We start from the raw sequence: 5,020 nt of genomic DNA, 5'->3' as shown, positions 1-5,020 counted from the left end.
GCACCGGGGGCGGGCGCCCCCGGTGCCGGGCGCCCGCCCTGGGGCGGGGATGCGTCCGCCGTGGCCGCGCAGGCCAGGGGCGGTCCGGCCGGTCCCTCGCGGAACAGGAGGTCCACCACCTTGGGGAACAGGCCGTCATAGCGGTTGACGATCGTGAGGTAGTCCTGCTTGCGCTTGAGGCGCTGCAGCGACAGGGCATAGCCGGTCACGGCGGATTCGCTCGGAAGCCAGGCCACCGCGTGCTGGAACCACTCGAGCGCAGCCTCGAACTGGCAGGAATTGTAGGCGTACCAGCCCAGCGCCTCGGCCCCCTCCCCCGACGCCGTGGCCAGGGTCACCTTGGCGTAGCGGTTGATCCGGTCGAGATCGATGAAGCTCGGATTGGCCTGTGTGAGCTTGCGGCCCATGAGGTCGATGAACAGGATGCTGTTGCCGACATATTTGTCCCGCCAGGCATAGGCGACCTCCTCGGCCTCCCGCAGCATCCCGAGTTCGCGCAGGGTATGAGCGAGGCCGTGGGCGATCATGGCATCGCCGCCACGGCTGATGGCGAGCTTGAACCAGTCGAGGGCCGCCCGGAACTGGCGGTGGTTGTAGGTGTACCAGCCGAGCAGCCCGGTCTGGCTCGAATCGCCGGAGGCGCGGGCATAGGCCTGGAACGCGGCCATGTCCGCCGGGCTCGGCTCCTGTGCCGGTGCACCGTGGAGATCGGCGACGATGCGGGCGCGGGTGATGTCGTTGGCGATCGCCTTGAACTCGGAACCTCCCTCGGCATCGCCGCGCCCCATGGCGATGAGCTTCTCCGCCATGGTCATCGGCAGGGTGGCCATCGCCTTCTGGATCGTGGCCAACCGCACGCCGGTGTCGTTGCTGGTGTCGAGCACGGACTTGTAGAGAGCCAGAGCCTCGGCGGTGCCCCCCTCGGAGGCCAGGGCCTCGGCGGTCGTCCAGTAACTCTCCACGTCGCTGGGATCGAGGGCGGAGGGGTCGGCCCGGTAGAGGGCCACGATGTCCGCCGTCTTGCGCGCGGAGGTCAGGGCCTTCAGGCGGCTGCGAAAGCTGGCGCGCAGGAGCTTGCGCGACAGCTCGTCGGACGGGCGCCAGTTCGGGTCCGCCGCGCGCCTTGCCGCGATCGCCGCGTCGAGGTCGTCGAAACGCCCGGCGGTGAACAGGTCCCAGAGCGGGGCCTCTTCCGGCGGGCTCGGCTGAAGGGTGTCGAGGTCGGTGGGCTCGACCCAGCCGGGATAGAGCTGCTTCAGCCGGGCGGCCTCGGCCTTCATCCGTGCCGTCTGCTTCTGCGACGCATAATAGCGCAGGGCGCTCTCGTCGACCATGCCGGCGGCGCCGGAACTGCCGGGCGCGGCGATGATCGCGGGCGCGCGCGCCGCCTCGTCCGGGTTCTCGGTCTGCGCCGCCGCCGGGGTGACGAGGAAGAGACCGGCGAGGGAGGCGCCGCATAGCAACGCAAGCCGGCGCGCGCGCGCCGTCGAGGAAGCGGTGACCGGCCTTTCCCTCACGCGGATCACCGTGCCGGACATGACAGATTCCTCATCTGCAGCGCCACCATCGACAGGAGGTGCAGCGTCGTCGGGTAATAGTTCTCGTTCCCCTGCGGCCGTCCGAACCCGTCGGGCAGCGGCGTGCCCTTCCTGTCGCACAAGAGCAGCGCCGACAGGGCAGTGTAGCCACTCTCGCTCAAGGACTCGACCGTCCGGCCGTCGGCGGTATCGACGATGGGCAGACGTTCGCGGTCGGGACCCGACCAGAGGGCGACGAAGGGTTCGTAATCGCTGGGGCGCCCGACCCCCGCCCAGACCATGTAGAGCGGGATACGGATGGCGTTGTAGGAAAACAGCGGCGGGAAGCCGTCCGCCGGACGCGGCTCGTCGCCCTTCAGGGAGATCCATTCGGTCGGCAGCTTCGCCGTGCCGAAGCGGGAGCGGCGGATCAGGTTGAGGCCGCTGGCGGTCAGGGCCGCCCAGTCGAATTCGGGGGCCACGATGGGGAGACGGGCGAAGGCCGGGAACACCCAGTAGGAGAGGTTGATCAGCGGGCCGTCCGCGCGCTCCGCGGCGGAGAAGCCGGAGACCGCCGGCAGCAGCAGCGCCCCGTTCTTGTCCTTGAACAGGATGGTCTTGCGCGCGACCTCCACGGCCATGCGCCGCGCGGCCACCCGGTACGAGGGCTCGTCCCAGGCCTCGGCCGCTTCCGTGAGGGCCCAGGCGACGAGGACATCGCCGTCGGAGGCATTGTTGAGATCGGCCACGGCCGGCCGTTTGCCGGGCTCCCAGCGCCAGGCCATCAGCTCGTCGGAGCGGACCATCAGGTTGGCGCGGGTCCATCCCCACAGCCGTTCGAAGGTGACCCGGTCATTGGCGGCCACGGCGAGGAGCATGCCGTAGCCCTGCCCTTCGCTGTGGCTGATCAGGCCGTTGGCGGTGTCCACGACGCGGCCCGCCTCGGTGACGAAGCGGGACCGGTAGGAGCGCCAGAGATCGGGGTTCTTGAGCGAGTCGACGAGAACCGTCGCCTTGGCGGCTCCGGGCATGGCATCGCCTTTCGCGCTGGGGGCGCCGGGGATCGCGGTGGCGGGCGGGACCGGCGAGGCGCCGTCCTGCGCCCTCGCGGGACCGATCCAGGAACTCACGACGGCCAGCGCGGCGCAGAGCGCCAGGCCTGGGAGGGGACGCATGGTGCGGGTCATCCGTTCTTCCGGCCGATATTGCGCACCAGCGATGTCGTCGTCAGGCCGAGGAGCAGGGCGAGACCGAGGGTGAGGGCCACGTAGATCGCCGGGTTCATCGACAGCCACCCGGCGGTGACGAGGCGGATGTTGGAGAGGGAGCGGGTCTTCGTCTCGATGAGGTCCACGTTCCGGGCTCCCACCGTCTCGAGGGAGCCGTCGGACGCATCGAGGAACGCGAAGCGCCCGTCGATCCGCGACCAGACCTCGGGATCCACGAGGCAGGCCGTCGAGGCCTTGAGCAGCAGGGCGTTGGGGGCGGTGACCACGGTGACCGACCCGTCGAAGCCGCTCTGCACCGCCGCCTTCGAGGGAAAGCCCTGGGCCATGAGCAGGCTGGCGCCGGGGGGGACGGTGACGGTGGCGGGCGTCGACGGTGCCGCGCTGAACAACGCGCGGGGATCGCCGACGAGGGAATTGACCAAGGCCCCCGCCCGCTCGACGACGCCGTCCGCCGCCTCGAGGAGGGGATGGCGCGCGCGCAGAGTCTCGTCCCATTTGGTCACGAGATCCCCGTCCGACAGCCTGGCCTGGGGCGCACGCCGCGTCTCTCCGGCCGAGGCCACGGGAGGGGTCGATACCGGCGCCGGGCGCAGGATCAGTTCGGGAAGACTGCAGCGCGGCGGCAGGTTGCGGCGAAGCCGGTCCAGGGTCGGCGCCGGCACCGAGCCCGACTGACCGGGAGCCCGCGCCGTTTCCGCCCGCGCCTGCCAGATCGACTTGATCTGGTCCGGGTCGAGGCCCAGCCCCGACAGGGTCGCGGGTGACAGGGAGCGCACCGGGCCGACGACCAGGGTCGGACCGGACGAGCCGCCCTGCAGGTCGCCGGCGAGTTCGAAATCGATCATCCGCCCGGCGGCCCCCGCCAATCTGGCGGCGAGGGTCGCGGCGGCGGCCACCGTATCCTTGTCGAGGGTCGGCAGGACGAGCCGCGGCCGGCGCTCCGACTTGACGAAGGCCAGGGCTCCGCTCGTCGTCGCGGCGAGGTCCGGGATCCTGGCCGCGCGTGCAAGGGTGGGGATCGACAGGCTGGCGCGGTCGAGGATCAGGAACCGCTCCCGCTTCGAATCCGTGGCGTTGAGGCCGCAGGTCTCGTCCGCCGGGGTGGGAACCTGGGCCATGATCGCGACCCGGTTGAGGCCCGGACGCCACCGGGCGAGGGGCAGCGGGATCGTATTGTTCTCGAAGACCTCGCCGCGGGTCTGGGCCAGGGGCACGCTGGCGGCATTGCTGCCGTTGAGATCCACGAGGATGCGGGCTTCCGAGGTCAGGCCGGACGCGTAGGCGCCCGCCAGGTTCAGCATGACCTTGCCGTAGTCGGCCGGCAGGAAGTCGGCCGGCAGGTAGACATCGAAGGCCGTGCGCAGGAGCCGCCCCGAGAATTCGCGGGTCGAGACGCCGAGGCTCTGCAGCGAGACCGTCTCGTCCCCCTCCATGACGGTGCCGCGCGCCAGGGACGCGGCCTTCAGGCCGGCCGGGGTGCCGTAGACCTCGCCTCCCCGCGCCAGGGACGCGATGGCCTCTTCGATCTCGGCGTAGCTGGTGCCGCTGACGACCAGGGTCGGCGCCCGGTCCGGGCGCGGCGGCAGGACCACCAGCCTCGGCCCGCCGGTGGCGCCGATCGATTCGAGATCGGGCATCTCCCGCAGTTCCGCCGCCGTCCCGACGATGAGGTTGAGGCCGGCCCGACCCGTCATGGGCGGGCCGAACTCGACCACGGGGCGAGCGATGCGGCCGATGAGGCCCACCGCTTCCACGGCGTGGATCATGCGTTCGAGCCGGGGCAGGTTCGGCTTGTCGTTCGCCACCACCCGGACCGGCAGGGCACCGCTGTCATCGGGTTCGAGGGCGGGGAGATCCTTGAGTTCGAGGCTGGCGGCGGCGACCGGCGCGATCACGAGGCCTGAGCGCGACGGGTCGATCTGCGTCCAGAGCTCGTATGTTGCGTTGAGCGAGCAATCGACCCGGTGGCGCTGGCTCGCCTGCAGGGAGACGGAATTGTAGCCGAGCTTGAGGCTTCCCTCGGGTATCTCGAACTCCACCACCTTCACCGCGCCCGGCGCCTGGATGCTGGTGCGGCCGACCACGGCGCCGTTGACGCTCACGGTCAGTTCCGAGGCTTCCGGCGCCACCGAGATGGCCGAAAGGTAGGAGATGCGCAGGCGCGGGCGGCCCCGCGTCTGAGCTTCCGTCAGATAGACGGGAAAGCGCAGCGTCGCCTCCTCGCCTTCCATCCGGAACCCGTCGGTGGTGGCCGCCAAGCGCCGCGCCGGCGCG

General features: G+C 70.9%; 3 protein-coding genes. All 3 read right to left on the bottom strand.

Translation table 11 applies throughout. From position 1 onward, the window contains the following. The coding region (locus MBTS_RS19370) for a hypothetical protein (protein ID WP_192216269.1) at positions 1 to 1,538 on the bottom strand (1,538 nt) is incomplete at its 3' end. Next, positions 1,523 to 2,704, bottom strand: a complete 1,182-nt coding sequence (locus tag MBTS_RS19365) for a family 8 glycosyl hydrolase (RefSeq protein ID WP_147833477.1) — start codon at positions 2,702 to 2,704, stop codon at positions 1,523 to 1,525. The genes MBTS_RS19370 and MBTS_RS19365, both read right to left, overlap by 16 nt. Continuing rightward, on the bottom strand, positions 2,701 to 5,020 hold a 2,320-nt coding region (locus MBTS_RS19360), incomplete at its 5' end, for a cellulose biosynthesis cyclic di-GMP-binding regulatory protein BcsB (RefSeq protein WP_192216268.1). The genes MBTS_RS19365 and MBTS_RS19360, both read right to left, overlap by 4 nt.

The organism is Methylobacterium bullatum, assembly GCF_014845095.1.
Taxonomy (GTDB): Bacteria; Pseudomonadota; Alphaproteobacteria; order Rhizobiales; family Beijerinckiaceae; genus Methylobacterium; species Methylobacterium bullatum.
The sequence above is the reverse complement of the archived record's forward strand: the minus strand, read 5'-3'. Positions and strand labels throughout refer to the sequence as shown.